We start from the raw sequence: 26,203 nt of genomic DNA on the forward strand, positions 1-26,203 counted from the left end.
CTTTATTTATACCTATGCATCTCTTGCTACTTTTTCTTGAAGACTAAAATAGTTGAGAATTTCATCTAAATGTTCTTCAAAGATTTCTAGTACCTTGCAAAAATAAATATTATTAAGTGGAATGACCTCTTGCCAATGGTTATAAATTTCTAAAGCTTCTTTCCTTGTTGGCGCATTATAAAAACGCTTTAAGAAATGAGGCATGTCCCAACTCATAAGGGGCATTTCTTCATCTATATTGGTGGCTGCTGTCTCTTCCATATATCTTAAGACATCTTCTCCAAATACTTCTTTCAAATTGTTAGAAATAGTATCAGGCTCAATGATAATGAGTGTCTGAGGTCTTAAAATATAGATCATTTCACTATAACATTCTCGCATGGGTACACTTATATAATTAAGTCCTTCTGGATAATGCTTAAGCCATTTAAAAAATAAGCTTAAGTCTTTCACTGGAAAATAGGTCATCTCATGATTAGTATCTGGCTGTATAACTTGTACGATACCTTGCATTACATCTTCTTTAATTTTTAATCCCGTCATCAATTCACCATCCTTTGTTTAAGTATTACCTACACAGTATTTTTTAAACAAGGAACAGCAAACTTTTCAGATTATTTTATCCACTTCAAAACACTTATACCTAATGGTGGTATATTCATACTTACATATTGTTCTCTTCCTTGGCAGTGACCTTCCTTAGCTTCTAGTTTTCCATTAACAATACCACTTCCACCATACTCCGTTGCATCACTTGCAAAAATTTCTTCATAAGTTCCAAGTTTATCAACACCAATATAATGTTCCTTATAAACTTCTGGTGTAAAGTTAACAACTATAATAAGGTCATCACCTTTTTTCTTACCTTTGCGCATAAACGCAATAATACTTAAATCTTTATTATCACAATCAATCCATTCAAATCCTTCATAAGTATCATCTAACTGCCATAAGCATTTCTCTTTTCTATATAGATGATTAAGGTCTTTTACATAGTGTTGCATTTGTCTATGTGGTTCATATTCTAAAAGGTCCCATGTTAACTCACGGGCTTCTGTCCATTCATTTGTCTGAGCAAATTCATTGCCCATAAAAAGTAACTTTTTGCCTGGATGCATAAACATGTATCCATAGCAAGCTCTTAAATTGGCAAACTTACGCCATTCATCACCTGGCATCTTATAAATCATAGGACTCTTACCATGTACAACCTCATCATGAGAAAGCGGTAAAATAAAGTTTTCATTAAAAGCATACATCAAACTAAAAGTAATCTTGTTATGTTCATACTTTCTAAAGAAAGGATCTGTTTCCATATACTTTAAGTAGTCATTCATCCAACCCATATTCCATTTAAATCCAAACCCAAGTCCACCTTGATCAACAGGATGTGTAACTCCTATCCAATCTGTAGACTCTTCTGCAATCATCATGACACCTGGATATTTTTCATATACCACCGTATTAAGACGTTGTATAAACTCTACTGCCTCTAAGTTTTCTCTTCCACCATATTTATTTGGAATATAACTTCCTTCTCTTCCAAAATCTAAATAAAGCATAGATGCTACTGCATCTACCCTAAGTCCATCAATATGGTAACGGTCAAACCAAGACAAAGCACTATTAATAAGGAATAAACTCACTTCTTTACGTCCATAATTAAATATTAGAGTTCCCCACTGCGGGTGACATGCCTGTTCTTCAAGAAAATGCTCATATAAAGCGCTCCCATCAAACTTTTCAAGTCCAAAGGAATCTTTAGGGAAATGGGCAGGTACCCAATCCAGTAAAACCCCTATTTGATTACGGTGCATCACATCAATGAAGTATTTAAAGTCATCTGGTGTCCCATATCTGCTTGTAGGTGCAAAGTAACCTGTTACTTGATATCCCCAAGACCCATCAAAAGGATGCTCCATTGTACCAATAAGTTCAACATGGGTATATCCCATATCTTTCACATATTTGGCTAATGCATCCGCTAATTCACGGTAAGTGTAGAACGTACCATCTTCATGTTTTTTCCATGACCCCATATGTATTTCATAAATGGATATAGCTTCTTTGTACCATGCTTTTTTCTCTCTACGCTCCATCCATTTTGTATCATGCCATTTATAACTTTCTTCCGGGAAAATACAAGAAGCTGTATTGGGTCTTAATTCACCCATCATAGCATAAGGGTCTGCTTTATAAATCACCACATCATATGCTGTCTTTATTTCATATTTATAACAATCTAAATCCTTTAACTCTGGAATAAAAATCTCCCATACCCCTACTGATGGAATAAAGCGCATAGCATGTCTTCTTCCATCCCATAAGTTAAAGTTCCCTACTACACTTACACGTTTTGCCTCTGGTGCCCATACAGCAAAAAGTACGCCATCTACGCCATCTCTTGTTGTAAAATGTGCGCCGAATTTTTTATATAATTCATAATGTGTACCTTCCTCTAAAAGTGTAATATCTTCTTCTGGAAGAAGTGTTGTAAAACTATATGGGTCTATATACTCCCATGTATTCCCCTGTGCATCTGTACAAAATACCCTATATTTGAAAAGATGCTTTCTTCTTGGCAAAGCTCCAAAGAAAAGGCCTTCACCCATTGACTCTAATTTATAACGTCTTTGTCTGTCGTCAATTGGTGCTATTGCAACTTCCACCGCCCCCGGCATATAAATGCACGCTGTAAGTTGTTCTCTCCCTTTTATCTGATATGTATGTAATCCAAGTAAGGAATGTGGCGCTTTGCATTCACCTTTTAATAGGCTACTTACTAAATCTTGATTTAATAAATTAAATTTTTCCATTTTTATCACTCCTTAACACTATTCTAACTACTTTTAGCAAATAATTCAATAAATTAATCCATATTTTTACAACCTGGATAGAATTAGACTTGCAACTTCTTTATAAATTGTATATTCTTAATAGAGCATTAAACGTGAAAGGAACAATATACTATGGATAAAAATCAAAAATCTATTTTTGCTGCTATATCTTATTCTTATATCTCTATGATAGAAGATTATTTAAATGTATTAAAAAATCCTTGTGCTTCTACTTTTGAGTATTTTGATCAAGATGTAGCTGGCATTTTAAAAGAAATGGGAACACTTTTCTTAACCCTTCCAAACCTTCTTAACGGTGAAAGTGAATTCAAAGAGACTTATGCAACAAATCTTGTTAACTACCGCATAGCTTTAGAAGAAAAATACCGTAGTCTAAATGCTTATAAAAGAGAGCTTATGCATCTGACATCTCTTTATAACTTAAAAAGTTCAATTACTGAAAGTACTTATGAAGACTATCATCTGACAGAAGATGATGCAAAAGATATGAACTTTGGGTTACTTGCTAAAGATTGTAGCACTTTTGTATTTGCAGAGAAAACTTCAAAAAAACGTCAAGAACGTGCAGCAAGTTTACTTCCATACGTTCCAATGCGTATGACAAAAGAAAGTTTCTTAGCTTACGTAGAAAAAAGTCTTGCTAAAGTAAATATTGAAGATTCAGTAGAAAGTGCTGAGTTTTTAACAAGCGTACTTCGTCAATTATTTGATGGACGCCTTTACACAAACTATGGTGAAAGCTTCCAAGATATTTATCATGGTTTAGAAGACTTAGCAGCAATTAATGATGCTGAAGAATTCTTCGAAGAAGCCGACCTTACAAATGAAACAATAGATTTCGCATTAGATCTTATTCAAAATCTTTATCATATGATTTGTACTTTTAGTACCTTACTCATTTTTGATGAACTCACTTTTGAAACACTTACAGACTTACACGTAAGTTTCTATGACTTATTCTGTACCATTCAAAACATCTTAAATGAGAGTGAAGACAAAGATATCTTCCTTGAATCACTTCCTGAACGTGTATCTACACTTAAAGAAGAAATCTATCCAAACTATAAAAAAGCTTGTGAAACACGTAATCCTGGTCCAATCTTCACTCTGATCCTAACTTACAATAGCATGTCTGTTAGTCATGTATTTGGATTTGATGCAAGTAAGCATCGTCCATACAGTGAAGCTGTTCTAACCATTTTTAGTGACTTTATAAGTGATTTACGTAATAGATTATCTTCAATGGAACCTGTACCTCGTAAATTACGTATGCAATACTTTATGTCAGTTGTTCCATTCATTATGAATGAAGAAACTTTCTACAAATATATCATGCAAGGTTTCCAAAATGTAAGTGATCCAAAACGCAATCTCTTCACAATGATGTATTTAAGTAATGTACTTGAAGAGAGTGGTTACTTCCAAGCATTACCTGGTGGTAATGATGAAGGTTATGTACCTTACGACTCTGAATATGATTACCATGATGACAGCCCACTTTATGGCACTGAAGAACATTCACATGATCATGAATGTTGCGGTGGACATGGGCACCACGATCACGACCATGAATGCTGTGGTGGACACGGACACCATGATCACGACCATGAATGTTGTGGCGGACACGGACACCACAATCACGACCATGAATGTTGTGGCGGACACCATCATCCTGAAGATAATAAATAAAAATAAAGGAGGTATTGCCAGATGCAATACCTCCTTTGTTTCTTTCTTCATTTCTAACATTGATTCACTTCTATGACCTGCTTAGCATCTTCTTGTGCTAAAACTCTAAATACAATTATAAATGCAAATACTAGCATAATAGCATCTGTAATAGGTTGTGCATAAATAAACCCTTCAAACCCTGCTAACTTATTTAAAATGATAAGAAGAGGTACATATAAAATGCCTTGACGTGCAATAGAAAGAATTAAGGCAGCTATACCTTTACCCATAGCTTGTACACTTGTTGTTGTAACCATTTGTCCACCAATAAAAGGAAGTGAGAAAATTAATGCTCTTAAAATAGTTGTACCAATCTCTACCACTTCTTGGTCTGGTGTAAAGACACTAATCAATCCACTTGCAAAAATACCAAATAAAGTAGCTAAGCATACACCTATAATAGAAGTAATAATAATTCCTTTTTGAATGATTTCTTTCACCCTACTATGATTTTTAGCACCATAGTTAAAGCCTACTAAAGGCTGACATCCTGCTGCAAATCCCATGAACACAAATGTACCAATTGTCATAATCTTCATCGCTACGCCCATTCCTGCAACAGTTAACTCACCATAACCAATAGCAATATTATTGGCAATAATCGTTGCAAAACTCATGAGCATTTGATTAAGTGAAGCAGGTACACCAATCTTAAAAATTTCTCCATAAATTTCTTTATCAAAACCAAATTGCTTTGGATGTATGCGTAATAAAGTCTTCCCTTTTGCGAAGCTCCATATATAATAGGTAAGACCAAGGAAGTTACCTAGTACAGTTGCTAACGCTGCCCCTACTATACCTAAATCAAACACAAAGATTAAGATAGGGTCTAAAATGATATTGGCAACTGTTCCAATCATCATACCGATCATTGCCTTCATTGCATCGCCTTCGGCACGTAAAAGTTGGCCAAATGCATAGTTACACATAACAGCTATACTACCCATAAACATAATACTTACATATTGTTTAGTATAGGTGAAAGTAAGCTCTGTTGCACCTAGCATCTTAACTATTCCATTTGTACCCAAGAGACCACCTATTGTTACAATAATACTTAAGATAACAAGTAAACCTGTAGCAATAGTCGTAACGCGATTAGCTTCCTCATAATTTTTATTTCCTAAGCATCTTGAAATATAGGAAGAAGCCCCTGTTCCTATAATACCTGCTATAGCCATAAGCATCATAAAGATTGGCAGTGCCATATTAGATGCTGCAAGCTGATTTGCATCTCCTAGTCTTCCTATAAAATATGTATCCACTAAATTATAAAATACTTGTACCATCATGCCCATTACCATAGGTATAGACATCTTAAAAATTGCTTCTGCTACTGGTGCCTCACTCATTAATCTAATTTTTTTATTATCCATTTTTATCACCCCTCAACTTTTCTTGCAAACTCTGCAAGCACATGCACTGCCTGCTTTATTGCTTCTAAATCTTCTTTATTGGTTGTATGAAACATTTTTCCTGCTTGATTCCCCATGTGTTGTTGCATCATCGTGGCAACTTCTCTTCCTTCAGTTGTTAAAACAAGAGAAATTTTCCTTCTATCTTCTTCGCTACGTATACGTTCTAAATAACCTTTTTGAATCAAGCTATCTACAACTGTTGTAAATGATCCTTTCTCAAGACCAACTTCCTCACTTATCTTTGTCATTGTATTTACATTATTTTTTGCAACGGCCATCAATACGTGAGCCTGAGTACGATTTAGATCTACCTTCATCTCAACTGGATTGCAGCTTTTATGAAAATTTCTTATAAACTGATGTAATACACTTATATCTTCAAAAAATCCTTTATCCATCATAGATCCTCCATGCCTATAATTAGTTCGAAAAAATACTGTTAGATTTCTAACCTTTTTTAGTATACTCCCTTTCATACTTTTCATCAAGTCTCATTTTATTTTCTATCCATATAAAAAGGTACATATATAATAGGAGGCTAATAGCCTTCTATTATATATGTACCTTTTTCATTCTATTGAATTAGCTTTTCCATGGTCTTACTTTTCCGAGCCATCCCATCTTCTCCCAATGTGCTACATCTACATCATTGAGACCTATTTTCTTTTGCATAAGTCTACACCCATAGAACATAAGCTTTACTTTCACTCTAGGTATCATAGTATGTTGTCGCCTTTTGATTTTGGTGGCAACCTTTAGAATATCTTCTTTCATTTTATCTTGTTGGTCTTTTTTTATTTCTGTCCAATGGGCTGCCCATATAGGTTTTTTATAACTATAAACCCTTCCTACTCCCCAAAAATCCAAACTATCCTTTACATCCTTAACTGTAGATTTCATGCCCGCCCCTGCTGCTGTACTAATTACAATAGCTTGTTTGTGAAACATCTTACCATTTAATTGATGTACCATCCACCAAAAACCAAAGTGATCAAGGAGCACTTTAACCTGCCCTGGTACATGAAAAACATAGACAGGTACAGTAAAAATAATGAGCTCTGCTTCCTCAAATGCCTCTTGAATAGGTTTTATCTGATTATAAGCTAGACATTTCTCTTGATGCCCTTCAAAACATTTAAAACATCCTGTGCAAAATTGGTTCATATCTTTCGGCAGAAAGAATGTTTTCACTTCATCCTCACCTTTTAATGCATCTATTACAGTCTGAGCTAAATGATAAGTTGTTGAACGTTCCTTACGTTCTGTACCATAAATAACGGTTATTTTCATGCCTTTCCCCCTATTATTATTAAGGTGCTAATTCAATATCATAGGTAAAGTAATTAATATTAGAAGCTTCATAGATTGTCTGGTATTTAAATACATCTTTAGTGGGATCAAATTGATAACTTATAATACGTATGCCTGCTCCTTGTATATCATATACCACTAAATTCAAGTTATTATTTTCATCTAGATAGGTTGAATAATCTATCTTACCTAATTGATTATACACGGGCCCAAAGATTGGATAAACTTTGTCACCTTCACGCACAATAATCCCCCATCTTTGTCCATCATCTAATACAAATGCTCCCTCTTCATCTATCCCTGCATCTGTATATCCTTCTATACTAAAATGTCTCTCTCCAATCGTACATGCTTGTTTTCTAAATAAGTTCATCCCATCCATGTCATTTGCTGAATGGGTCGCTACAATTTCCTCTACCCTATTCTCTACAGGATTACTCACTTTTACAACGGGAATAGCAACTTGCTCATTACTCTCATTCACTTGATTTTGCATCATTTCTTCAAGTTTATTAAATACTTTAGAAGCCATGTCATCCGACAAATTTTCCAGTTGTTTTGCATTCAACGTCACTGTATCTTCTTGTGTAAAATTAGGTTTTAAATTGACTGAATCACTCGCTTTGCTATAAGTTGCCTGACACCCTCCAAAGGCTAAACCTAAAACTAAAATACCCCCTAAAAGTACTTCCGTTTTTCTTCTCATGGTACTCCTCCTGCATCGCTTATTTTTCCTCAAAAGAATTATACCATATTTTGCCATATTTTTAAATTCTTTCTACTTGTTTATTCAAATCTTTTAATTCATTTATAAGCTATAGCCTTTTACTTATAACACATAAAAGGCCACCTCTCTTTCTAATCCCTTTTCTCTACTGTTTTGAAAGTACAAAAAAACTACCCTAACTTTCTAGGGTAGTCATTTTTTAATCTCTAAATTTAATAAATCCTTCACCCATCTCTTCTACAATTGCAAGAGATTCAATTCTTAACCCTTGCTCCCTTAATGCATCACCGCCACCTTGGAAACCTTTTTCAATAGCAATACCAGCACCTACTACTGTTGCACCAGATTGGCCTAAAATATCAAATAGTCCTATAAGAGCTTTTCCATTTGCAAGGAAATCATCAATAACAAGTACACGATCCTCTTCAGTAATAAACTTTTTGCTTACACGAATCATATATTCTTTTTGGTGTGTAAATGAATAGACTGGGCTTGTATAAAGATCGCCATCTAAGTTTTTTGACTCAGATTTTTTTGCAAATACTACTGGCACACCAAAATGTCTTGCTACAATACAAGCAATACCTATTCCTGATGCTTCGATAGTTAAGATCTTAGTAATTTTTTCGTCTTTAAATCTTCTTTTTAACTCCTCACCCATGGCATCAAATAAAGTAATATCCATTTGATGATTAAGAAAACTATCTACCTTTAATACATTCCCACCTTTTACTACACCTTCAGTTAAAATTCTATCTTTTAATACTTGCATTTTCATTCTCCTTTTCAAAATATGTCCAATCCTCTTTAGTGTCTAAGTCTTGAAGTTCTCTGGCATCTTCTATTTCAAAGTAAGTGACATCTTCTAAATGTTTCTTAAGAATAACTTTGCCACCTTTATCACCTTGTAACTTCTTAAGCTCCTCCACATATTGATGGTGGAAAAATACTGGATTGCCTAAGTTTTCACCTTTTTTAGCACATAATATGCCTTTTTCTGTAACCTTATACCTCTCAATCATAGCCTGTATAGTATCTATACTTAATGCTAATTGGTCTGCCACTAAGAAGCCATATACATCTGCTTCTCCTGCTGCTTCAAGACCTAGAAAAATAGAATGGCTAATGCCTTCTTCTGGTACAGGATTAAGTACAACTTGTATCTTCTTGCCACATGGCTTGACACCTTTTAGGGTTGTTTCATTGGTTACGAGTATAACCTGTTCAATTCTAGATTCTCTTTGTGCAAGTTCTTCAATTTTTTGTATGAGGCATCCAATGACTGTACTTCTACCATAGGACTGAAGCAATTTGTTTTCTCCAAATCTTGTGCTTTTCCCAGCGGCTAAAATGATCAATTTAAAGATATAAGGCACTTTGCTTTCCATTTCTCTCTCCATCTCATTTTTTAGTTATGTAGACTTGCTTTTGTTGATTGTATAAGTATCACCGCTAACATCATTGCTCCCATAAAAGAAGTCAAAATGCTAATCGGTAACTCTGCCGGAAAGAGTGTCCTAGCACATGTATCTGCTCCTAGAAGTAGTATTCCTCCAAAACACATCGATGCGCATGCACAACTTAAATCTTCCCTTTTTGTATAAAGCTTAGCAAGATGTGGGGCAATAAGGCCAATCCAACTTACTAAACCTACTACTGAAATAATAGTTGCTACGATTAAAGTAGCCATACCTAGTGCTAATAAGCGTACCTTTTTTACAGATACACCTAGTGCTTGTGCTTGTTCATCTCCTAGCATCAGCACTTTAAGCTTCCATCTTAAGCTAAATAATATAATCATACCAACTGCTACACAAAGGCCTACTAGCACTACTGTATTATAATTGGCATTATAAAAACCGCCCATTAGCCAAAATTCAATACTAGGCAGGTGCTTTGTAGGATCTGCACTATATTTCATAAGCATAAGACCTGAGGATGCAATAGAACTCATTACAATCCCCCATAATACAAGGCTCAAAGTCTTATGCGTTGACCTTCTTGCTAAAGTTAATGTTAACGTAACAACTAAAATTCCACATATAAAAGCAGTAGTTCCTACTATATAGAAGCTTCCACCTAAAAATACCATTGCAAAAGCTGCTCCAAAAGAGCACCCCGAACCTACGCCTAATATATCAGGTGACACAAGTGGATTTCTAAAAACAACTTGATACACATGACCACTAAGTGCAAGTCCACACCCTGAAAGTATAACAAGTAATATACGTGGAATACGCATTCCAAATACAACTGTATGAGCCATTTTCTCTGGCTCTAAACCTATCAAAGTTTTTAAAACCTCTATAGGAGATAAATTATAACGTCCTAGACCTAGACATACGATACTTAAGCCTAGAAGCATCACTACTAATACAGCTGTTTTAACCTTTACTTTTTGTAGGCTCATAGGCCAAGTGCTTCTTCAGTAACTTCAATGTTATAAAATTCCTTGTAGAAATTCTTTGCATCCGCTATGTAGGCATCTTGGCTATAAAGATCTGGATGAAGATCATTTAAAAGCCAAAGCATACCAAGTGCTGCTGAAGGCGTTGGATAATCCCATGGCTCAATTGAGGATGGGAAGAATTTAACATTTCCAGCTTGTACAGCTTGAATCTCTTTATAATTTGCCTCATCTGTAATGGCTGTCAAATCATAATCCGCATACCCCACTGCGTAGATGTATTCTGGATTCCATTTTAAAAGCTCTTCATTTGAAATGGTTTGCCAGTATCCATCTGTTAAATCCTTAGATACATTTTCACCACCTGCAAGTTCAATTAATGCATTTTGATACATTTTGCCTGTACATGTTACAAGTGGATTACCACTACCTGCAAAATAAACACTTGGACGTGCTTCTAAATCTTTTGTTGCATCTTCAACTTTTTTTGTTACCTCATCAAAATAATTTAAAAGTTTATTTGCTTCTTCTTTATGGCCAATTGCTGTCCCTATTAAATCAATACATTCTAAGAATTGATCCATACTTTCAGGTTCAATTGCAATAACAGGAATATCTAGTGCTTCAATCTGTGGAATAAATGATTCTAAGCGATAAGGTAAAATAATAAGATCTGGATCAAGTGCTAATGCTTCTTCTACGTTAAATGTTTTTCCTGAACCTACTGCTGGTAATTCTAAGAATTCTGGTGCAGCTTGTTTGTAGATTTCTCTTGTATCTGCTTTCATCTCAAGGCCAACTACTTTATCTTTTGCATCTAAAGCAATAAGCATGGATGAAGATATGTAATAAGAAGAAACAATACGGTCAACTTCACCTTCTATTGTTACTTCTCTCCCTAACTGGTCTACAACCGTTACACTATTCTTTGTGTCAACACTCTGTGCTTCATCTTGAGTATCTTGCTCTTTAGTTTGTACTGGTGCTTCATCTTTTGGCTGCTGTGCAGTATTTTGTGGCTGACTACTACATCCTACAAGTAAACTCATTCCCAATACTAAAAACATAAATTTCTTCATACTCCCACCTCATTTGTTATATTAAGATAAACACTTCATCAAATCTCTTTTTATCTCTTCTAGAATTTGATCAAAGTTTTCTCTTTTTAAAGTATATACAGCAGTATCTCCTCTTCCTTTAATATGATTTAAAAAAGGATGTGATTTTTCCTTTAATACTCCTATTACAAGCTTATCACTATCTAGCACTTTAAAAATTGTATCTTGGAAAATATAAGCTTCTCGTTCTAATACACCTATCTCATCCATCACTATATACGGTTTCTCACATTGCATACTTGCCTCTAATAGATTTACGCCTAAAGTCTCAAAGGTACATGTAATCGGTTCACATGTCTCAGGTGTAAATTGCCATGATATAGGCTGGTCATTGTTTGCAATATCTATTAGACTATGTAAATAAAACCCTCTTCTTGTAAGTTCATGATAGTACGGTAAAGTTCTAAATCCTACAACTTTATCTTGCCATTCTAAATCCCTTAATACATTTTGAAGTAAAGTGGATTTTCCTATTCCTCTAGGACCTGTAATAAAAAAGTTCTTTTTTTGCATTACTCTATTTCCCCCAAAAAATTATAAAAAAAGACTCCTCAAAAAAAAGAGGAGTCTTAGGTTTTACATTAAGCAAAACTTTAAACACCTCGTAGTCCGCCAATTTAAGGTTGGCAGGTAGAAACTTTCGGACCTTATTACCGATTATATACGAATTACTGTTTGATACTTACTTAACTATTATCTATTATTATATCTAGTTTACCTAATATTTACAAGTAGGTAAACCATCTAATTTGTTAGTGCTGTTGGATCTTTTACAAAACCTTCACCTAATACTTCTCTCACATCAGCAATAGTCATAAAGGCTTTGGGGTCGATCTCTTGTACTAAGTCACGAAGTCTTGCAATTTCATTTTGAGAAACAACAACATAAAGCATTTCTTTATCTTCTCTAGAATATTTGCCTGTTGCTTTAAGTCCTGTTACACCACGTGGGATTTTCTCCATTATTTCCTTGGAAATACGTTCATTCTCATCTGAAATAATGAATACAGCTTTTGCATAATCTATACCTTCTATAATATTAGAAATAATTTTATTTATCACAACTAGTGAAATAATACCATACATAGCTTTTTCCTGTCCAAAGATGAAAAATCCACTTAAAATAATACATCCATCTATCATAAGCATTAACTTTGTAATGGGGAAATTATTATGTTTAAATTTGATAATAGAAGCTAACATATCGGTACCACCTGTTGTTCCACCTGCACGAATAACAAGACCTATTCCACATCCAAGAAAAATACCTCCAAATAATGCTGGCAACAAAAGGTCTTCTGTAGAAGTAAATGGATTTGGTAAAAACTTGGTAAACCATAAAGCAAATGACACCCAAAGCACACTATAAAGTGACTTCTGAGCAAACTGAAAGCCTCTTTGTCTAATACTAATTAGAAATAAGGGAATATTTAACCCTAAGTTTGTAATCCATAGTGGTACGCCTACTCCAAACATACCTTTTGTCACTTCTTCAACAATGATAGAAGTCCCTGAAATGCCTCCTGTTATAAGTGCATTAGGAGATAAGAACCAATTAATAGCAAGTGCTAAAAGGGTTGAACCTGCTAATATCAAAAATAGTTCTTTTTTTGTAACACCAAATACTTTCATATGTACTCCTCTTCTTTTCTTTACTGTAATCATTTTCTAGCCAAAAAGAAAGAGCTGTTACTGCTTAGCAGTAACAGACTCTTGTTAGTCTTTTGTATTATAACCTAAAATTTATCTTTTGAATAGAGTATTAACCAAGCCACACTAAATCTAAGAAAAGAAAAATCAAAAAGTATCCAACTGCAAAAGCCATAACTAATGGTAAAATAGCAGCCATAACACCTTTATAAATAGCTCGTTTTTCACCTTTTGAAAGAACAATTCTTTCTTGCTCTAAGCTATTTTTCTTTTCCCCTTGTGGGGCTCCGGTATGGCGGTCACTTGGACCAGCATACCAAGGCATACCCGGTATATTCATCTCAGCTACTGTTCTTCCATCATCTTTATTGTTATTATTCATCTTATTTACCTTGGTCGTAAAGATGGCATGCTACATAGTGATCATTGCCATAATCTTTATAAACTGGTGCTTGTGTTTTACAGATTTCCATACATTCTTTACATCTTGTATGGAATTTACAACCTGCTGGTGGATTAGCTGGAGATGGAATATCACCTTCAAGAACGATACGGTTCATTTTCACTGTTGGATCTGGAACTGGAATCGCACTGAAAAGTGCTTTTGTATATGGATGTTTTGGATTAGCAAATAATTCTTCTTTTGGAGCCTTTTCTACTAAGTTACCTAAGTACATAACCCCTACTTCATCAGAAATATGTTCTACAACACTTAAGTCATGAGAAATGAATAAGTAGCTGTAGCCAAACTCTTCTTGAAGGTCTTTTAGTAAGTTGATGATTTGTGCTTGAATAGATACGTCAAGTGCAGATACTGGTTCATCACATACAATTACTTTTGGTTTAAGTGCGATAGCACGTGCAATACAAATACGTTGTCTTTGTCCACCTGAGAACTCATGTGGATAACGGTCAATATGATGAGGTTGAAGACCACATTTCTCCATAACACTCATAACATATTCTCTATATTCTTCTTTTGGAACAATATTATGTTCACGTACACCTTCACCAATAATTTCTCCAACAGGCATTCTTGGGCTTAATGAACTGTATGGATCTTGGAAAATTAGTTGCATTTCTGGACGAATTTTACGAAGCTCTTTATTTGAAAGACCAAATACATCTTTGCCATCAAATACAACTTTTCCCCCTGAGTTTTCTTGTAAGCGAAGAAGCGTACGCCCTACTGTTGTTTTACCACAGCCAGATTCTCCTACTAAACCAAATGTAGAACCTTTTTTAATATTAAAGCTTATACCATCTACCGCTTTAACATGCCCTACTACACGTTGGATAACCCCAGCTTTAATAGGGAAATATTTTTTTAGTTCTTTAACTTCTAAAATGTTTTCTGACATCTATTTCCCCTCCTTTACATCATAAAGATGACAGGCAACCTTATGATTTTCATCAATAATTCTAAGTCCAGGAATATCACCTTTACATTTTTCAATGCATTTATCACAACGATCTTTAAAGAAACAATGTGTTGGCATTTGAACTGGATTTGGTACAGCACCTGGAATAGAGTAAAGACGATCTACTGTTTTTCCTACTGCTGGTTTACTCTTAATAAGGCCCATTGTATATGGATGTTTTGGATTAAGGAATACTTCATGAGCCGTTCCTTGTTCCACGATTTTACCTGCATACATAACAACAACATAATCTGCCATCTCAGCTACTACTCCAAGGTCATGAGTAATAAGTAGGATACTTGCATCAATTTTATCTTTGATATCACGAAGTAAGTCTAAAATCTGAGCTTGAATTGTAACGTCGAGCGCTGTAGTTGGCTCATCAGCAATAATAAATTGTGGATCACAACAAAGTGACATGGCAATCATAACACGTTGGCGCATACCACCTGAAAGTTCATGTGGGTAGCTGTCATAAATACCTTCTGCACGTGCAATACCAACTAATTTAAGCATTTCAATGGTTTGCTTTTTGATATCTTCTTTGCTCATATCTGGTCTATGTAGTGCAATGGTCTCATCAATTTGGTAACCAATTTTAAAAATTGGGTTTAAGCTTGTCATTGGCTCTTGGAAGATCATTGCAATTTCATTTCCACGAATATGTTGCATTTCACTAATAGGTGTTTTAACAATATCAACTGGGCCACCTTTACGGTTATAACGAATTTCTCCACCTACAATTTGTCCTGTAGGTCCTTGTACAAGCTTCATCATAGAAAGACTTGTTACTGATTTACCACAACCAGATTCTCCTACTAGTGCAACTGTTTTTCCTTTTGGAATTTCAAGTGTTACACCATTTACAGATTTTACTGTACCCATATCTGTAAAGAAGAAAGTTTGAAGGTTATCTATTTCAATAATATTTTCTGGATTCTTCATTGTTGTTTGATACTCTGAAGGATCTACTTTTTTACGTTTCTTTTCTTTTTCAAATTTCTTAATGACTTTACTATTTTCTTTAGAAATTTGACGCATACGTTTTTTAGCTTCTTTTTGCTCAAGTTTCTTTTGTTTTTTCATTTCAGCTGTTATACCAGTCATGTTATCACCTACCTTTTCATTTTAGGGTCAAAGGCATCACGTAAGCCATCACCTACGAAGTTGAAGCCTAAAACTGTTAATAAAATACAAAATCCTGGTGGGAACCAGATGTTCATGTACTCTCTCATAATAACAGGGTCATTAACAGTGTTAACCATATTTCCCCATGACGCAAGTGGGAATGGTACCCCAATACCTAAATAACTATAAGCTGCTTCCGCTAATATAATACTACCCATACCCATTGTTGCAATCACAATAAGCTGTGGCATTACGTTTGGAATAAGATGTTTCATAATACGTTTTGCTGGGTGAAGCCCAATTGCTTCTGTTGCTACCATGAATTCTTGTTCACGTAAGCTTAAAATTTGACCACGTACAATACGTGCAACACCAGTCCATCCTAAAAGACCCATTGCAAGCATAAGGACATAGATTTTAAGTTCTTGTGGAATTGCATAAGCTAACATAATAGAACTGATAATTAACATAATTGGTAAAGTCGGTATACAATAGAAGACATCGACTATACGCATAATAAAGTTATCTATCTTCCCTCCATAATATCCAGCTATACCACCTAATAAAATACCAAATACAAGTTGAATACCTACTACTACAAACCCGATGATAAGAGATACTCTACCACCATACATAAGACGAACAAGTACATCACGTCCATCTTTATCTGTTCCAAGCCAGTGTGTTTTTGAAGGTTTTGCTTTATTATATACCTTTACACCCTCTGCAGTTGGATCCATACCTTTGTGGTCCTCTGAACTAAATTCTACACCATCTTTTACAAAGAAGATTGTATACTCACCATAGCTTGTAAAAAGTGGCCCTAAGAATGAAAATAAGAACATCGCTACAAGAATAACTACCCCACCTATAGCAAGTTTATTACGTAAAAAACGCTTCATAACAAGCTGACCAGGAGTAACGATTTTCTCAAGGTTGATATCTTTTTGTTTGTTTGTTTCTAACTTTGTATTTTCAGCCATTTTCATCACTCCTTATTTAAGTCTTACGCGTGGGTCAACCACTGCATAGAGAATATCTGATAATAAAGTACCTAATAATGTTAAAACTGCAATGAACATTGTAAAGGCCATCATAAATGGAATATCTCCAGAACGAAGTGCTTTAAGCCCTACATAGCCAAGCCCCTCAATAGAGAAAATACCTTCAGTAATCATAGCTCCTGAGAAAAGTCCAGGAATCATACCACCAACCATAGTAACGATTGGGATAAGTGTATTACGGAATGCATGCTTATAAATAACTTTATGTTCGCTAAGCCCTTTAGCTCTTGCTGTACGTATGTAATCTGCATTTAATACTTCTAACATATTTGTACGACTATAACGCATAAGTCCTCCAATACTAAGTACAGTTAAAACTGTAATTGGAAGAATAAAGTGCCATGCCATATCCATAATGAGTGCAAAGCCTTCATAGTCCATACGTGCTGTTACCATCCCTTGAAGTGGGAACCATTTAAGTCCCATAGCAAATATTCTTTGTAAAATCGCTGCAAAGAAGAAACTTGGTAGAGAAATCCCTACTAATGCAATGGTTGTAACAGTATAGTCTGTCATTGTATATTGTTTTGTAGCCGAGATTATTCCCAGTGGTATAGCAATTAAAAGCTGTAATATAAAGGATGGAAGTGCCATCCAGAAAGAAATCCACATTTTATCTTTAATAACTGCTGTAGCTGGTTTACTGTATACTAAAGAATCACCAAAATCACCTTTGACTGCATCACTTACCCAGTCAATATATCCTTCTACTACCCCTTTATTAAGTCCATAGAGTTCAGCTAATTGGTCTTTCATCTCTTGTGTAACATCTGGCCTACCTTGTGTAATTGTACTTACATAATCTCCTGGTGCTAAACGTAGTAAACCATAAACAATCATAGACACACCTAATAGTACGAAAATTGATATAAACAATCTTCGGATAATATATTGTCTCATCTATTTCACTCCTTTTCTAGAATCTATAGCATTTTGTGATTAATATCAACTTACAATAAATAGTTTTATTTCATCTATTTTACATAATTCTTATTATAGGCTGATATTAATCACCAACCCCTAAGGAGTTGGTGATTAGTTTCATGCCTTATTATTATTTAAGTCTGAATGATTCAACTTCTGCAAAGTATGTGTAGTAAGGAGTCATATCTTTTGGAAGTGAATCCATATCTACGATTTCTTGGTTGAATACATACATATTCTTTCTTTGGTATACTGGCATTTCAACCGCTTCATCCATAATGATGTCAAGCGCTTTACTATAGCATTCTTTTCTTTCTTCAATATCATTTGTTAAACGTGCATCTACAATAAGTTGATCTAAATCTGCATTTTTAACTTTGTAATGATTTGATGGACCTTCTGAGTGGTAAACTTGGTACATATCTGGGTCAACTGTTGCACCCCAAGCTGCTACCCACATATCCCAGTCGCTTTGGTTAAGTCTATCGAAGAATACTGTTCCATCTGTATCTGCGATTTCAAGTACAGCACCGATTTTTTCCATTTCAGTTTTCATTTGAGTAAGTACTGGAGCTGTTGGATGGTCCATAGTACCGCCACCTGGAATACCTACTTCAATACGAAGTTGTTTACCATCTTTTTCAAGACTTGGTTTACCATTTTTATCTACTTGTGTATAACCTGCAGCTGTGAAGTATTCTAAAGCTTTAGCTGGATCGAAACCATAGTATTCTGTTGCACCTTCTGGATATGCCCAAGATACTTGTGACATTGGTCTTTCGATAACTGTTGCAAGTTCACCATAGTATGATTCAACTGCTGGACGACGGTTCATAAGGTGCATTAAACCTTTACGAACGTTAACATCTGTAATACGTTCTGCATTCATACCGATGTATCCGTAACCTAAGTTATCTACTAATCTGTACTCAAGACCTGCATCTTCTACGTTTTTAACCATTTCTACTGATGCTGATGGGTCAGAGATATCAAACTCACCAAGTTTTAAACCTTCAAGTTTGTTAGACTCAGCTGTAACTTGGTATTTGATTGTTGGAGTAGCTGGCGCACCTTTGAAGTAACTTTCATTTGCATTAAGTGTTACTACGTTGTTTTCAAAGCTTCCAAATGTGTAAGCACCTGCTCCCATTGGTTTAGCATTTCTTGCTTTAACAACTGTTAAGTCACCTTTTGCATATTCTTTACCACTATCATCTACACCGTAGTAGTGTTGTGGAGCAACTGCCACACCACCTAATTTCCAGATAGCAGCTGGGTCAATACCTTTAAGTGTAACTTTTACTGTTTTATCATCTACTTTTTCAATACCACTGATTTCTGTAGCATCACCTTTTGCATATTCTTCAAGACCTACAACTGGTAATGTTACAAATGTAGATGGACCATCATATGATGGATCTGCTAATACTTTATATGTAAAGATAATATCATCTGCTGTTACAGGTTTACCATCGCTGAATGTAACACCATCTTTAAGTGTGAAAGTGTAAACTGTTTCTGTTACTACGCCATCATCACCTTTAACTTCTTCAATTGCAAATTCTGCAAGTTCAGATTGTGGTTGTGCATTACGATCTGCTTTAATAAGTGGTGCAACTACCATTTCTGCAACACCCATATCATAACCTGTAGTTGCAAAGAATGGGCTGAATACACCATTCATTTCAAGTGATGCAACAACAGCTGTTGTATATTTAGATTTAGAAGTTTCTTCTTTTTTGTCGTCTGTTTTATTTTCTGTTGATTGATTTTGCCCCTCTGGTGTTGTTTGACTGTCATTGCCATTGCTACAAGCTACAAGGCTAGTTGCTGCAAGACCAGTTGCTAATGATAATACTACGAACTTTTTAGCAAATTTCTTCATTATTAATCCCTCCATTATCTTTCTTATTGTTATTATAATTCCCTTCAAAGCCTGAACGTTTTTGCAACTTAATGATTGTATACAATCATTATGCAAGACTTTATTAACAATTTCTACTTCATATTACCATAAATCTGCAAGTTATTCAATGCATTTATTTAATTATGTAGTAATTTTTATGTATATTTATAAAAAATGGCTTATAGCCATGATTTTTTACCATTTTAATCTATCATATTTTTGAATTTAAACCTCTCATTGCTTTTCTAACAGGTACATTTGTCTATATGCCATTTCTAAATTTTAAAATTTGTCAGCCTTTTTTAGTATATTTTCTATCTATTATATACAACTGCATTTAGAATTTATGACAACAACAAAAAGAAAAGGAGACTAACTAACTCTATTTCTTACTTTTCTATGAGAGAAGGATCTTTATTCTTTTCTTTCATATATGCAAGTACTCTTTTCTAATACCTGTAATTTTATAAAAGCAATCTATATCTATTCATTTCTTTTTTATATTTTTATTTCATTCAAATTTTCCATATTTATTCATCTATTATTCATCAAATATTTATATCTTACTGATATATAGCTTTGTTAAACTCCTCTAAGACCTTATTTGGGTCATATCTTTACTATTTTTTCCATGATCATTTTTTATTCATATTGACACTTAAGTATTCAAAATGTTAACATTAATTATAGTAAATTAAGATAATATTCAAGGGGGTATTTTATGGCAGATCCAAAAACTATTTCTAATTCTTGTGGCTTATTAGATGAACTTACTACTTTAGCCCGAGAGAACAATTATATTGACCCTAGCCTTTTTGGCAAATATGCAGTTAAACGTGGCTTACGTGACTTAGATGGTCGCGGTGTACTTGTAGGCTTAACAGAAATCGGTGAAGTTAACTCTTACATAGAGCAAGATGGAAAGCTTGTTCCAGCTCCTGGTCACCTAATCTATCGCGGGATTGACATTGAAGATATTACACAAGGTTATCTCTCAGATGGGCGCTTTGGTTTTGAAGAAACCACTTACTTATTACTATTTGGTAAATTACCAACACAAGAACAGCTTACTAACTTCCAAAAATTATTAGGAGAAAAACGAAAACTTCCTGATGACTTTGTAAGAGATATGGTTTTAAAAGCACCTAGTAAAGATATTATGAATAGTATGGCAAGAAGTGTTCTTGCTCTTTATAGCTATGATGAAGGGAATCCTGATGATACTTCCCTTACTAATACACTTAGACAATGCATTAAATTAATTGCTACCTTCCCTTCTTTAGCAGTCTATGGCTATCAAGCTTATGCTCATTATCACAGTAACCAAAGTCTTTACATTCATACACCTCAGCCTGAGCTTTCTACTGCTGAAAATATCCTTTATATGTTAAGACCTGATAGTAAATATACCCAATTAGAAGCAACCCTTCTTGATTTAGCACTTATTCTTCATGCGGAACATGGTGGTGGTAATAACTCTACTTTCACAACTCACCTTGTCACTTCATCTGGCACGGATACCTACTCCTCTATCGCTGCTGCTCTCGGTTCTTTAAAAGGGCCAAAACATGGTGGCGCCAACTTAAAAGTTGTTAAAATGTTCGAAGATATGCGTGAGAACATCAAAGACTGGAAAGATGAAGAAGCTATTTGTGACTATTTAACCAGACTTCTTAATAAAGAAGCTTTTGATAAAGCTGGTCTTATTTATGGTATTGGTCACGCTGTTTATTCCGTGTCTGACCCTCGTGCTACCATTTTAAAAGAATATGCTGCTAAACTTGCAAAAGCTAAAGGTATGGAAGACGAATTCGATTTCTATACACGTATCGAAAAGCTTGCACCTCAAGTGATTAGCCATTCACGTAAAATGTACAAAGGCGTTAGTGCCAATGTAGACTTCTATTCTGGTTTTGTTTATAGCATGTTAAACTTGCCACTTGAACTCTACACACCTATCTTTGCTATTGCCAGAATTTCAGGTTGGAGTGCTCACCGCATCGAGGAAATCGTTAATGCTGGTAAAATCATTCGTCCAGCCTATAAGAGCGTTGCTGAAAGACGTGAGTATACCGCACTTACTGCTCGCTAATATAGTACAAATAAAAAAAGAGATATCCAAATTACATTGGATATCTCTTTTTTGTTGTTCTAACTATTTATTAAATTTTTCAAGACGTGCTACTATTTCAGCAAGCATTGCTTCATATTTAGCTTGTTTTGCTTTTTCTTCTTCAATAAGTTTAGCTGGTGCTTTTGCTACGAAACCTTCATTTGAAAGTTTTTTCACTACACGGTCAACTTCACCTTGAAGTTTAGCTTTTTCTTTATTTAAACGTTCGATTTCTTTTTCAAAGTCTACAAGTTCTGCAAGTGGGATGAATAGGGATGCATTTGGAATGATTGTTGATACTGCATCTTCTTCAATACCTTCTTTATCTCCTTGGATAATTACTTCTGAAGCAGAAGCAAGTGTTGCAAAGAATACTTTACCACGTTCAAAGAGATCACGTACACCAGCCTCTTCTGATACTACAAATACTTGAGCTTTTCTTGAAGGTGGTACATTCATTTCACTTCTTACGTTACGAATTGAACGAACTGCTTCTTTAATAAGAGAGATTTCTTGTTCTTCTGTTGCAAAATGCCATTCTTCTTTATATACTGGCCAACTTGAAATCATGATACTTTCTTCTTGATCTTGAAGTCCCATAAAGATTTCTTCTGTGATGAATGGAATATATGGATGAAGCATTTTAAGAACATTAATCATAACTGTTTTAAGTGTCCAAAGTGCAGCATGACGTGTTTTATCTTCCTTATTATAGAGACGTGGTTTCACCATTTCAATGTACCAGTCACAGAATTCTTCCCAAGCAAAATCGTAAAGTTTTTGAACAGCAATACCAAGGTCGTATTTGTCCATGTTATCTGTTACTTCTACTGCAAGGTCATTTACTTTTGAAAGAATCCATTTATCTGCAGCTGTTAAGTCATCAATGCTTACTTGAAGATTACTGTCTTCACCTTCATAATTCATAAGGATGAAACGTGTTGCATTCCAAAGTTTATTTCCAAAGTTACGGTTAGCTTCTACACGTTCGTAGTAGAAACGCATATCATTACCTGGTGCATTACCTGTGATTAATGTAAGTCTTAATGCATCTGCACCGTATTGGTTGATTACTTCAAGTGGATCAATACCATTTCCTAATGACTTGCTCATTTTACGTCCTTCTGAGTCACGTACAAGCCCGTGGATAAGAACGTCTTTGAACGGAACTTCTCCCATTTGTTCAAGACCTGAGAATACCATACGTACTACCCAAAAGAAGATGATATCATATCCTGTTACAAGTACACTTGTTGGATAGAAATGCTTAAGCTCTTCTGTGTTATCTGGCCAGCCAAGTGTTGAGAATGGCCATAATGCTGAACTGAACCATGTATCTAATGTATCTTCATCTTGAACTAAGTGTGTATGACCACATTTTGTACATGCTTCTGGCATACTACGTGCAATCACAACTTCACCACATTCCTCACAGTAGTAAGCTGGAATTCTGTGTCCCCACCAAAGCTGACGAGAAATACACCAGTCACGGATATTTTCTAACCAGTTAAGGTATGTTTTACCGAAACGTTCTGGTACGAAACGTAAATCACCTTTTTTAAGTGCTTCAATAGCTGGTTTAGCCATTTCTTCCATACGTACAAACCATTGTGCTTTAACCATTGGCTCAATAACTGTTTTACAACGGTCATGTGTACCTACATTGTGCATATGTGGTTTAATTGCAATAAGAAGACCTTGTTCTTCTAGGTCTTTAAGCATTGCTTTACGTGCATCATAGCGATCCATACCTGCGTATTTACCAGCTAAGTTGTTCATTGTACCATCATCATTCATGACACAGATTTCTTCTAAATCATGACGACGACCTACTTCAAAGTCATTAGGGTCATGTGCTGGAGTAATTTTAACAACACCTGTACCAAATTCCATATCAACATAGTGGTCAGCAATTACTGGAATTTCTCTATCTGTAAGTGGTAATTTAAGCATTTTACCAACTAAGTGGCTATAACGTTCATCTTTTGGATTAACAGCAACAGCTGTATCTCCAAGTAATGTTTCTGGACGTGTTGTAGCAATTTCTACGAATTCATCGCTCCCTACTACTGGGTAACGTAAGTGGTAGAAATTACCTTGGCTTTCCATATGCTCAACTTCTGCTTCTGAAATAGTTGTTTGACATACTGGACACCAGTTAACAATTCTAGAACCTTTATAAATATAGCCTTTTTCATGAAGACGAATAAATACTTCTTGAACAGCTTTTGATAAACCTTCATCCATTGTGAAACGTTCTCTTTCCCAGTCACAAGAAGAACCAAGCTTTTTAAGCTGACCGATGATTGTACCACCGTATTGTTCTTTCCATTCCCAAGCTTTTTCTAAGAATCCTTCACGACCTAGGTCATCTTTTGTAATCCCTTCTTCAGCCATTTTAGCAACGATTTTTACTTCTGTTGCAATACTTGCATGGTCTGTTCCTGGCATCCAAAGTGTGTTGTACCCTTGCATACGTTTGTAACGGATTAAAATATCTTGAAGTGTATTATCAAGTGCATGCCCCATGTGAAGTTGCCCTGTAATGTTTGGTGGTGGAATAACAATTGTAAATGGCTCTTTCTCCTTATCTACTTCTGCATGAAAATAACCATTATCCATCCACTTTTTATAAAGTCTTTCTTCAACGGTACTTGGATCATATACTTTTTCTAAGTTACTCATTTTCATAAACCTCCTTTTATTTTTCACAACTTATAAGTTGAACTTAACACTGTTTCTATCATTTCATTTTTAAAGTCTTGCTCATATCATTGAATACCATTAAGTAATGAGTCATTTTACCTTTTACTTAACGGATTATTAAAAACAAAATACCAACTAAAGCAACAATAAAACCTGCCACTTTGACAGCAATGACGCCACCTTGGGCAAGCATTTCCATCTCTTCTTGATCCTGCTTTTCAAGTTTGACTTTGGCAAGCACAATACGCTTTGCCGCGAAGACCAGCATGATGCCTATTACAAATAATACAAATCCAACAGCTTGCACAAAACCACCCCTCTTTCGAAATACAAAAAGGCAATAAAAAAGAGCATTCTCCTCCTAAGGACGAAAATGCTCGCGGTACCACCTTAATTCCAGCTATCACTGGCTCTTTATGCTATAACGGGCCTACCCGCTACCTTCTACTAAATTTCAAAAGTAGTGCTCCAAAGCTACCTTCTAATAGTCTTATCGTAAGAAACCTTTCAGCTTATAAGTTTCTCTCTCTAAACGCAGGGGCTATTATACTCCTCTTCTTCATTGCATGTATTTCGATATGATATTACTAACATTTTATGCATCTTGCTTTTCTTTGTCAAGTAGGCTGATATATTCTTCGATATTTTTCGCATACTGTGGATCTTCTTTCAACACAAAAAGTTCTTTCCACAGCTCTGCTTCATAAGCCTCTAACGCTTCTATCTGAAGTAATACTTTTTTCTTTTCTTCTTCTACCTGTCCATAAGCTTCAGCCTTTTTCGGTGCCATTATCCACTCTTCTAAATGATCAAACTCATCTTCATAATTAAGCGCTTTACCTTCAAATATTTCCTTAATAGATAACTCTATTTGCATCAATGCACGATTAAATTTATTATATTCCACTTCGTTATTTTTATTTTTAAGATAGCGATTATAATACATTTCAAGTTTAGCTGCACTATCTACACCTAATTTATCAAATTGGTATTGTAGATAGGAGTAGTTATTAAAATAACGGATTTTTGCCTTATTTAAATACTTAACGGCTTTTTGCTGTAATTTAGCATTATTTCTAAGACCTGTTTCTAATTTCTCTTTTGCAAAGAGAATAGCAAAAAGAACAAATACAAGAATAATACTTACACCAGAAAGATAAACCCATATTTTATCTCTTAGCATTTGTAACATGGCAAAACCTGCAAATAACATAAAAATCATAAGTAACATAAAGAAAACGCTTGCACCTTTTAAAAAGCTATAACCTTGCAACAAAGCTTCTCTTTCTTCTTTAAGTTCTTCCTTCTCTTCTTCTAAATAAAAGATATCTCTTTCATTCTCTTTTACCTTACGTTCTGTCTCATTCACTTCTTTTACAAGATAAGGCAGTTCTTCTTCATAGGCTTCAAGTCGTCTAAGTCCTTGATTATTTTTAATGAGTCTACCTTTTAAATGTTGTTTTTGTTCTTCTATACTGCGATATTGCCCCACATAAAGAACCAATTGATTGCGGTCTTGTTCATCTAACTGTTCATATACCTTAAGTTCTTCCGCCTTTGCCAACAGACGATTCATATGTTGTTGCAGGCGTTCCTTTTTTGTAGCAGTCTGATCCAGTTCTTCCATTAGACCAACTGCTCCTGACTTTTCATATTTTACATGAAAAGGTTCTTTTTTGATTTTTGATGAATTAAAAAGTTTTTGGAACCATTTCATTCTT

General features: G+C 34.9%; 23 protein-coding genes, 1 riboswitch and 1 other annotated feature. Of the genes, 2 read left to right on the forward strand and 21 right to left on the reverse strand.

The genetic code is table 11. The annotated features are described in order from the left end of the window. Window positions 1-12: 12 nt before the first annotated feature. The gene (locus tag PBV87_RS03955) at window positions 13-543 is read right to left on the reverse strand and encodes a hypothetical protein (protein ID WP_053984209.1); all 531 of its coding nucleotides are present in this window, start codon (window positions 541-543) and stop codon (window positions 13-15) included. 71 nt (window positions 544-614) lie between these two features. Continuing rightward, the gene (glgB, locus tag PBV87_RS03960; protein ID WP_271011220.1) at window positions 615-2,816 is read right to left on the reverse strand and encodes a 1,4-alpha-glucan branching protein GlgB; all 2,202 of its coding nucleotides are present in this window, start codon (window positions 2,814-2,816) and stop codon (window positions 615-617) included. A gap of 153 nt (window positions 2,817-2,969) precedes the next feature. Here glgB and PBV87_RS03965 point away from each other — a divergent pair, with 153 nt between their 5' ends. Continuing rightward, the gene (locus tag PBV87_RS03965; RefSeq protein ID WP_271011221.1) at window positions 2,970-4,547 is read left to right on the forward strand and encodes a hypothetical protein; all 1,578 of its coding nucleotides are present in this window, start codon (window positions 2,970-2,972) and stop codon (window positions 4,545-4,547) included. A gap of 53 nt (window positions 4,548-4,600) precedes the next feature. On the opposite strand, the gene PBV87_RS03970 is transcribed toward PBV87_RS03965, so the two are convergent. From PBV87_RS03970 to PBV87_RS04045, 16 genes are all read right to left on the reverse strand, one after another. Further along, complete coding sequence (locus PBV87_RS03970) at window positions 4,601-5,965, reverse strand: MATE family efflux transporter (RefSeq protein WP_271011222.1); 1,365 nt, start codon at window positions 5,963-5,965, stop codon at window positions 4,601-4,603. Window positions 5,966-5,970: 5 nt separating this feature from the next. Beyond that, complete coding sequence (locus tag PBV87_RS03975) at window positions 5,971-6,405, reverse strand: MarR family winged helix-turn-helix transcriptional regulator (protein ID WP_271011223.1); 435 nt, start codon at window positions 6,403-6,405, stop codon at window positions 5,971-5,973. Window positions 6,406-6,589: 184 nt separating this feature from the next. Beyond that, window positions 6,590-7,297 (reverse strand): flavodoxin family protein, encoded by a 708-nt coding sequence (locus tag PBV87_RS03980; protein WP_271011224.1) that lies wholly within the window; start codon window positions 7,295-7,297, stop codon window positions 6,590-6,592. 19 nt (window positions 7,298-7,316) lie between these two features. Beyond that, on the reverse strand, window positions 7,317-8,024 hold the full coding sequence (locus PBV87_RS03985) for a hypothetical protein (RefSeq protein WP_271011225.1): 708 nt from the start codon (window positions 8,022-8,024) through the stop codon (window positions 7,317-7,319). 220 nt (window positions 8,025-8,244) lie between these two features. Further along, a complete protein-coding gene (locus PBV87_RS03990) occupies window positions 8,245-8,817 on the reverse strand; it encodes a xanthine phosphoribosyltransferase (RefSeq protein WP_271011226.1) in 573 nt (190 codons plus the stop codon). Next, window positions 8,798-9,445, reverse strand: coding sequence for a nucleotidyltransferase family protein (locus PBV87_RS03995; RefSeq protein WP_271011227.1), 648 nt, complete (start codon window positions 9,443-9,445; stop codon window positions 8,798-8,800). Before PBV87_RS03995 ends, PBV87_RS03990 begins: the two co-directional genes overlap by 20 nt. An 8-nt stretch (window positions 9,446-9,453) precedes the next feature. Next, complete coding sequence (locus PBV87_RS04000) at window positions 9,454-10,455, reverse strand: FecCD family ABC transporter permease (RefSeq protein WP_271011228.1); 1,002 nt, start codon at window positions 10,453-10,455, stop codon at window positions 9,454-9,456. Beyond that, window positions 10,452-11,531, reverse strand: coding sequence for an ABC transporter substrate-binding protein (locus tag PBV87_RS04005; protein ID WP_053984219.1), 1,080 nt, complete (start codon window positions 11,529-11,531; stop codon window positions 10,452-10,454). Before PBV87_RS04005 ends, PBV87_RS04000 begins: the two co-directional genes overlap by 4 nt. A gap of 21 nt (window positions 11,532-11,552) precedes the next feature. Then, window positions 11,553-12,083, reverse strand: coding sequence for a nucleoside-triphosphatase (locus PBV87_RS04010; RefSeq protein ID WP_271011229.1), 531 nt, complete (start codon window positions 12,081-12,083; stop codon window positions 11,553-11,555). Window positions 12,084-12,155: 72 nt separating this feature from the next. Beyond that, a riboswitch (purine riboswitch) is annotated at window positions 12,156-12,257 on the reverse strand. 57 nt (window positions 12,258-12,314) lie between these two features. Then, window positions 12,315-13,202, reverse strand: coding sequence for a YitT family protein (locus tag PBV87_RS04015; RefSeq protein ID WP_271011230.1), 888 nt, complete (start codon window positions 13,200-13,202; stop codon window positions 12,315-12,317). 130 nt (window positions 13,203-13,332) lie between these two features. Next, window positions 13,333-13,602, reverse strand: coding sequence for a hypothetical protein (locus PBV87_RS04020; protein WP_053984222.1), 270 nt, complete (start codon window positions 13,600-13,602; stop codon window positions 13,333-13,335). Window position 13,603: 1 nt separating this feature from the next. Then, window positions 13,604-14,581 (reverse strand): ABC transporter ATP-binding protein, encoded by a 978-nt coding sequence (locus tag PBV87_RS04025; RefSeq protein WP_271011231.1) that lies wholly within the window; start codon window positions 14,579-14,581, stop codon window positions 13,604-13,606. Next, window positions 14,582-15,748: an ABC transporter ATP-binding protein gene (locus tag PBV87_RS04030; RefSeq protein ID WP_330680342.1), complete on the reverse strand. Its 1,167-nt coding sequence runs from the start codon at window positions 15,746-15,748 to the stop codon at window positions 14,582-14,584. It lies immediately after the preceding gene. Window positions 15,749-15,756: 8 nt separating this feature from the next. Then, window positions 15,757-16,752 carry an ABC transporter permease gene (locus tag PBV87_RS04035; protein WP_271011232.1) on the reverse strand — a complete coding sequence of 332 codons (996 nt, stop codon included), beginning with the start codon at window positions 16,750-16,752 and terminating at the stop codon, window positions 15,757-15,759. A gap of 12 nt (window positions 16,753-16,764) precedes the next feature. Continuing rightward, entirely contained in the window at window positions 16,765-17,733 is a 969-nt protein-coding gene (locus PBV87_RS04040) for an ABC transporter permease (protein WP_053984225.1), read from the reverse strand. A gap of 154 nt (window positions 17,734-17,887) precedes the next feature. After that, the gene (locus PBV87_RS04045) at window positions 17,888-19,642 is read right to left on the reverse strand and encodes an ABC transporter substrate-binding protein (RefSeq protein WP_271011233.1); all 1,755 of its coding nucleotides are present in this window, start codon (window positions 19,640-19,642) and stop codon (window positions 17,888-17,890) included. Between the two features lie 742 nt (window positions 19,643-20,384). Between PBV87_RS04045 and PBV87_RS04050 the strand changes: the two genes are divergently transcribed. Beyond that, on the forward strand, window positions 20,385-21,755 hold the full coding sequence (locus PBV87_RS04050; RefSeq protein WP_271011234.1) for a citrate/2-methylcitrate synthase: 1,371 nt from the start codon (window positions 20,385-20,387) through the stop codon (window positions 21,753-21,755). A 63-nt stretch (window positions 21,756-21,818) separates the two neighbouring features. Here PBV87_RS04050 and PBV87_RS04055 read toward each other — a convergent pair whose 3' ends face one another. The 3 genes from PBV87_RS04055 to PBV87_RS04065 all read right to left on the reverse strand — a co-directional run bounded on the left by PBV87_RS04055 (window position 21,819) and on the right by PBV87_RS04065 (window position 26,199). After that, window positions 21,819-24,461: a valine--tRNA ligase gene (locus tag PBV87_RS04055; protein WP_271011235.1), complete on the reverse strand. Its 2,643-nt coding sequence runs from the start codon at window positions 24,459-24,461 to the stop codon at window positions 21,819-21,821. 127 nt (window positions 24,462-24,588) lie between these two features. After that, window positions 24,589-24,789 carry a hypothetical protein gene (locus tag PBV87_RS04060; protein ID WP_271011236.1) on the reverse strand — a complete coding sequence of 67 codons (201 nt, stop codon included), beginning with the start codon at window positions 24,787-24,789 and terminating at the stop codon, window positions 24,589-24,591. 53 nt (window positions 24,790-24,842) lie between these two features. After that, window positions 24,843-25,054: a binding site (T-box leader), on the reverse strand. A 23-nt stretch (window positions 25,055-25,077) separates the two neighbouring features. Beyond that, window positions 25,078-26,199 (reverse strand): hypothetical protein, encoded by a 1,122-nt coding sequence (locus PBV87_RS04065; protein WP_271011237.1) that lies wholly within the window; start codon window positions 26,197-26,199, stop codon window positions 25,078-25,080. Window positions 26,200-26,203 lie beyond the last annotated feature (4 nt).

The sequence above is a fragment of the Holtiella tumoricola genome, from assembly GCF_027857615.1.
GTDB lineage: Bacteria > Bacillota > Clostridia > Lachnospirales > Cellulosilyticaceae > Holtiella > Holtiella tumoricola.

Coding starts and splice junctions, on each gene's coding strand:
- PBV87_RS04055 (WP_271011235.1), bottom strand. CDS start 24,461: ATGAGTAACTTAGAAAAAGTATATGATCCAAGTACCGTTGAAGAAAGA.
- glgB (WP_271011220.1), bottom strand. CDS start 2,816: ATGGAAAAATTTAATTTATTAAATCAAGATTTAGTAAGTAGCCTATTA.
- PBV87_RS03995 (WP_271011227.1), bottom strand. CDS start 9,445: ATGGAGAGAGAAATGGAAAGCAAAGTGCCTTATATCTTTAAATTGATC.
- PBV87_RS03985 (WP_271011225.1), bottom strand. CDS start 8,024: ATGAGAAGAAAAACGGAAGTACTTTTAGGGGGTATTTTAGTTTTAGGT.
- PBV87_RS04015 (WP_271011230.1), bottom strand. CDS start 13,202: ATGAAAGTATTTGGTGTTACAAAAAAAGAACTATTTTTGATATTAGCA.
- PBV87_RS04030 (WP_330680342.1), bottom strand. CDS start 15,748: ATGACTGGTATAACAGCTGAAATGAAAAAACAAAAGAAACTTGAGCAA.
- PBV87_RS04050 (WP_271011234.1), top strand. CDS start 20,385: ATGGCAGATCCAAAAACTATTTCTAATTCTTGTGGCTTATTAGATGAA.
- PBV87_RS03980 (WP_271011224.1), bottom strand. CDS start 7,297: ATGAAAATAACCGTTATTTATGGTACAGAACGTAAGGAACGTTCAACA.
- PBV87_RS04005 (WP_053984219.1), bottom strand. CDS start 11,531: ATGAAGAAATTTATGTTTTTAGTATTGGGAATGAGTTTACTTGTAGGA.
- PBV87_RS04065 (WP_271011237.1), bottom strand. CDS start 26,199: ATGAAATGGTTCCAAAAACTTTTTAATTCATCAAAAATCAAAAAAGAA.
- PBV87_RS03975 (WP_271011223.1), bottom strand. CDS start 6,405: ATGGATAAAGGATTTTTTGAAGATATAAGTGTATTACATCAGTTTATA.
- PBV87_RS04045 (WP_271011233.1), bottom strand. CDS start 19,642: ATGAAGAAATTTGCTAAAAAGTTCGTAGTATTATCATTAGCAACTGGT.
- PBV87_RS04010 (WP_271011229.1), bottom strand. CDS start 12,083: ATGCAAAAAAAGAACTTTTTTATTACAGGTCCTAGAGGAATAGGAAAA.
- PBV87_RS04025 (WP_271011231.1), bottom strand. CDS start 14,581: ATGTCAGAAAACATTTTAGAAGTTAAAGAACTAAAAAAATATTTCCCT.
- PBV87_RS03990 (WP_271011226.1), bottom strand. CDS start 8,817: ATGCAAGTATTAAAAGATAGAATTTTAACTGAAGGTGTAGTAAAAGGT.
- PBV87_RS03955 (WP_053984209.1), bottom strand. CDS start 543: ATGACGGGATTAAAAATTAAAGAAGATGTAATGCAAGGTATCGTACAA.
- PBV87_RS04035 (WP_271011232.1), bottom strand. CDS start 16,752: ATGGCTGAAAATACAAAGTTAGAAACAAACAAACAAAAAGATATCAAC.
- PBV87_RS04000 (WP_271011228.1), bottom strand. CDS start 10,455: ATGAGCCTACAAAAAGTAAAGGTTAAAACAGCTGTATTAGTAGTGATG.
- PBV87_RS04020 (WP_053984222.1), bottom strand. CDS start 13,602: ATGAATAATAACAATAAAGATGATGGAAGAACAGTAGCTGAGATGAAT.
- PBV87_RS04040 (WP_053984225.1), bottom strand. CDS start 17,733: ATGAGACAATATATTATCCGAAGATTGTTTATATCAATTTTCGTACTA.
- PBV87_RS03965 (WP_271011221.1), top strand. CDS start 2,970: ATGGATAAAAATCAAAAATCTATTTTTGCTGCTATATCTTATTCTTAT.
- PBV87_RS03970 (WP_271011222.1), bottom strand. CDS start 5,965: ATGGATAATAAAAAAATTAGATTAATGAGTGAGGCACCAGTAGCAGAA.